Source organism: Mesorhizobium sp. M1E.F.Ca.ET.063.01.1.1 (assembly GCF_003998155.1).
Taxonomy (GTDB): Bacteria; Pseudomonadota; Alphaproteobacteria; order Rhizobiales; family Rhizobiaceae; genus Mesorhizobium.
Genome location: NZ_RZSC01000589.1, coordinates 1 through 3,786, shown reverse-complemented (window position 1 = coordinate 3,786; position 3,786 = coordinate 1). Strand labels below are relative to the sequence as shown.

Here is a 3,786-nt window from a genome sequence, read left to right as displayed (position 1 = left end):
ATGTCGGCCGGCTTCATGCGCGCGTAAGAGGCATAGGGAAAGGCCGGATAGAAGTTCTCGCCGGACGGCGAAACGCCCCTCAGCATGGCATTGGCGAAATCTTGCTCGCTCCAGGCGCCGATGCCGTCCTTGGCATCCTGCGAGATATTGGGCGGCACGAAAGTGCCGAACGGCGTCTTCAGCTCCAGCCCGCCGGCAAGCTCCAGGCGGGCATCACCCTTGGACCCCGGTTTGGCATGGCAGGACGTGCAGCCGCCGGCATTGAAGATGCGCTGGCCCCTGGCGGCGTCGCCGGAGCCGAGCTGTGCGACGGTCGCGTCATCGAGCCGAACCGGCGCAGCCAGGACCCAACCGGCGACCGCACCGGCGCCGCCCAGCACGATAACGGCACCGACGAGCTTCTTCAGCCAGGCCATATCAGGCGGTCAGCCCTTCTTGATCCTGTAGTTCTGATGGCAGGCGCCGCAGTCGCCGCCAATCGTGTTGAGCTGCGCCTTCAAACCATCGACATCGCCCGGCGGCGAAGCGACCGCTTCCTTGACGTTGGTCAGCAGCTTGTCCTCGGCTGCCTTGAAGCCGGACATGTCTTCCCAGATCTTCGGCGCGGCCGTGGTGTAGCCTTGATCGCTGCCGGCCGGGAACAGCTTCTCGGCATCGAACTTCTCGGCATTGGCCTGCAACGCCTTCAGCGTCGTCAGCACGGCGGAGGCATCGAAATCCTCCTCGCCCTTGACCACCTTCGACAACTGGCCGGCGAGCTTGCCGCGCTCCTTCATCAGAGCCTGGCGATCCTGGATCGGATCGGCAAAGGCGGCCGAACCGGCAAAAGCGAGCATGGAGATGGCGAGGACAAGCTTTCTCATTCAATTGGCTCCATCGGTGAAGAGAGTAAGCGACTACGGCATTTCACCGTTTCACGGTGAAATGCTCTATCTCCTTGTTGGCGCAATTCCAGACGGAAAACCGTTCCACGCTTTTCCTGGAATTGCTTTGAACGCTAACGGACCTAGCGATGGGAATATTCCCCCAGTGCCGTCACGATTTCCCGATCGTGATCAATCTCCTGTGTTGGCAGATAAAGAAAAGCCCCGGCATGCCGGGGCTTTTCGTCGGATTGGTCAGCCTTTAGCCTTCTCATAAAGCTCCAGGACATAATCCCAGTTGATGAGGCTATCGACGAAGGCTTCGAGGTATTTCGGCCGCGCGTTGCGGTAGTCGATGTAATAGGAGTGTTCCCACACGTCGACGCCGAGGATCGGCGAAGCGCCATGGACCAGCGGGTTCTCGCCATTGGGTGTCTTCGAGATCGCGAGCTTGCCATCCTTGACCGAGAGCCATGCCCAGCCGGAGCCGAACTGGGTGGTGCCAGCGGCGACGAAATCCGCCTTGAACTTGTCGTAGCCGCCGAGATCGCTGTCGACGGCCTTCTGCAGCGCGCCCGGCAGCTTGTTGCCGCCGCCGCCCTTCTTCATCCATTTCCAGAAGTGGATGTGGTTGTAGTGCTGGGCGGCGTTGTTGAAGAGCCCGGCATTCTTGCCGAAGGACTGCTTCACGACCTCTTCAACCGACAGGTCGCCCATTCCAGCCTCGGCGGCCAGCTTGTTGCCGTTGTCGACATAGGCCTTGTGGTGCTTGTCGTGGTGATACTCCAGCGTCTCCTTCGACATGTAGGGCTGCAGCGCCTCATAGTCGTAAGGCAAAGCGGGCAACTCAAAAGCCATGGATGGTACTCCCTCAGGAAAAAGTCCGGTGCAACTACCGGACTAAGATAGGTCTGGAATGGATTGGGGCAACTCCGGAATGAAGCGCCGGTCGCCTTTTTATCCGCTCAGGCGGCGGGAGTCGAATGCGCCCAATCCCAATAGAGCTCGCGCGCCTTCTTGGCCACCGGTCCGGGCTGGAGATCGCGGTCCTCGATGCGGGTGATCGGCACCACCTTCGAATGGTTGCCGGTCGAGAATATCTCGTCCGCTTCGAGGAAATCGCGGATCGTGAGCGTCTTTTCGGTGGTCCTGAAGCCGTAGTCGCCGAGCAGGTTGATCGTGCGCGAGCGGGTGATGCCGGACAGGAACGTGCCGTTCGCAGCCGGCGTCATCACATGGCCGTCCTTGACCAGGAAGATGTTGGAGGTGCCGGTCTCGGCGACGTTGCCCAGCATGTCGAGCACCAGCGCATTGTCGAAGCCGCGATTCTTGGCCTCGAGGATGGCGCGACCGTTGTTGGGATAGAGGCAGCCGGCCTTGGCGTTGGTCGGCATGGTCTCGATGGTCGGCCGCCGGAACGGCGAGACGCCGATCGAAAAGCCGGAAGGCGGGATCATCGGCGATTCATAGAGGCAGAGACAGAAGCGGGTCGAGGCCGGATCGGCCGGCACGCCCATATAGCCGCCATGCTCGGCCCAGTACATCGGCCTGATATAGACGGCGGTCTTGCCGTCGAATTTCTTCAGGCCGTCCCAGGCCAGCCCGACGATCTCATCGGCGCTCATGGATGGCTTCAGGCCGAGCGCGATCGCCGAGGCGTTGACGCGCGCGGCATGACGGTCGAGATCTGGCGCCACGCCTTCGAACCAGCGGGCGCCGTCAAAGACGCTGGTGCCCAGCCACATGGCGTGGCTGCGCGGTCCGAGAATGGCGACGTTGCCCTCGTACCAGTCGCCGTCCACATAGGTCCATGTCGCGGACTGCGCCGCCGCCGCCAGTGTCATCGTTTGCCGTCCATATCGATGATTTTCGAGCAGCCATAGGACGATGCTTTGGCGGCCCACGTCAACCGACATCGGCCAAAATCGTTGAGGCCAGAGGCACTTGCGCGCAATCAGCGCTTGCGCGACGCCGCGGCACGCCGCAAAACTCTGCTTATGCACCATGCGGCCTATGTCTTCGACGCCTATGGCACGTTGTTCGACGTGCATGCGGCCGTGCGCCGCCATGCCGGCGAGATCGGTCCGGACGGCCAGCTTCTCTCCGAAATCTGGCGCGCCAAGCAGCTCGAATATTCCTGGGTGCGGACGCTGATGGGCGCCTACGCCGATTTCTGGCAACTGACCGAGCAGGCGCTGGACTTCGCGTTCAAGAAGGTGCCTTCGGCCGATCCGGCGCTAAGAGCCAGGCTGCTGGAAGCGTATTGGCGGCTCGACTGCTACCCGGAAGTGCCGGCGGTGCTGAAGGCGCTCAAGGCATCGGGCGCGAAGCTTGCGATCCTCTCCAACGGCTCGCCGGAAATGCTGCAGGCGGCGGTGAAATCCGCCGCCCTCGACCAGATCCTCGACGACGTCTTCTCGGTCGATGAGATCAAGCGCTTCAAGACCGACCCGTCGGTCTACGACATGGTGGTCACGGGCTGGCGGCTCTATCCGGAGGCGGTGTCGTTCCAATCCTCCAACCGCTGGGACGTCGCCGGCGCCACCAAGTTCGGCTTCCGCACCGTCTGGATCAACCGAACCAACCAGCCGGACGAATACCGGGACTTTCCGCCGGGGCTGATCCTGCCCTCGCTCGAGGGCCTGCTGACAGACGCCTGACCTTGCTGTTGCTGCAGCGCAACAGATGTGTCGCGGTCACAGCTTCGCCTTTGTTTGTCCACCCTCAGGCCAGAATTGGAACCGCCTATCGCCGCCGACTGTTATTGGAGCTGCCGGCGGCCAGCCTGCGGATTCATGCTTTCTTGCGAATTCAAGACCTAGAAAAGGCAACCATGTCAGACGCTTCCTTCCGCATCAGCCGCCGTGGCTTCCTCAATCTCACAGCCCTCGGCGCTGCTTCGGCCGCGGTTTCCGCCTGCACC

Annotated in this window: 6 protein-coding genes; 2 read left to right on the top strand and 4 right to left on the bottom strand. The window is 62.0% G+C overall.

The genetic code is table 11. From position 1 onward, the window contains the following. From EOA29_RS28670 to EOA29_RS28655, 4 genes are all read right to left on the bottom strand, one after another. The coding region (locus EOA29_RS28670; RefSeq protein WP_127221932.1) for a c-type cytochrome at window positions 1–416 on the bottom strand (416 nt) is incomplete at its 3' end. 9 nt (window positions 417–425) lie between these two features. Then, on the bottom strand, window positions 426–863 hold the full coding sequence (locus EOA29_RS28665; RefSeq protein WP_127221931.1) for a cytochrome c: 438 nt from the start codon (window positions 861–863) through the stop codon (window positions 426–428). A gap of 255 nt (window positions 864–1,118) precedes the next feature. Continuing rightward, a complete protein-coding gene (locus tag EOA29_RS28660; protein WP_095805652.1) occupies window positions 1,119–1,721 on the bottom strand; it encodes a superoxide dismutase in 603 nt (200 codons plus the stop codon). Between the two features lie 107 nt (window positions 1,722–1,828). Next, window positions 1,829–2,707 carry a branched-chain amino acid aminotransferase gene (locus EOA29_RS28655; RefSeq protein WP_127221930.1) on the bottom strand — a complete coding sequence of 293 codons (879 nt, stop codon included), beginning with the start codon at window positions 2,705–2,707 and terminating at the stop codon, window positions 1,829–1,831. Between the two features lie 153 nt (window positions 2,708–2,860). Here EOA29_RS28655 and EOA29_RS28650 point away from each other — a divergent pair, with 153 nt between their 5' ends. Both EOA29_RS28650 and EOA29_RS43320 read left to right on the top strand, forming a co-directional pair. Beyond that, window positions 2,861–3,523, top strand: coding sequence for a haloacid dehalogenase type II (locus tag EOA29_RS28650; protein ID WP_126096001.1), 663 nt, complete (start codon window positions 2,861–2,863; stop codon window positions 3,521–3,523). Window positions 3,524–3,525: 2 nt separating this feature from the next. After that, a partial coding sequence (locus tag EOA29_RS43320; protein WP_245468566.1) for a twin-arginine translocation signal domain-containing protein occupies window positions 3,526–3,786 on the top strand: 261 nt, incomplete at its 3' end.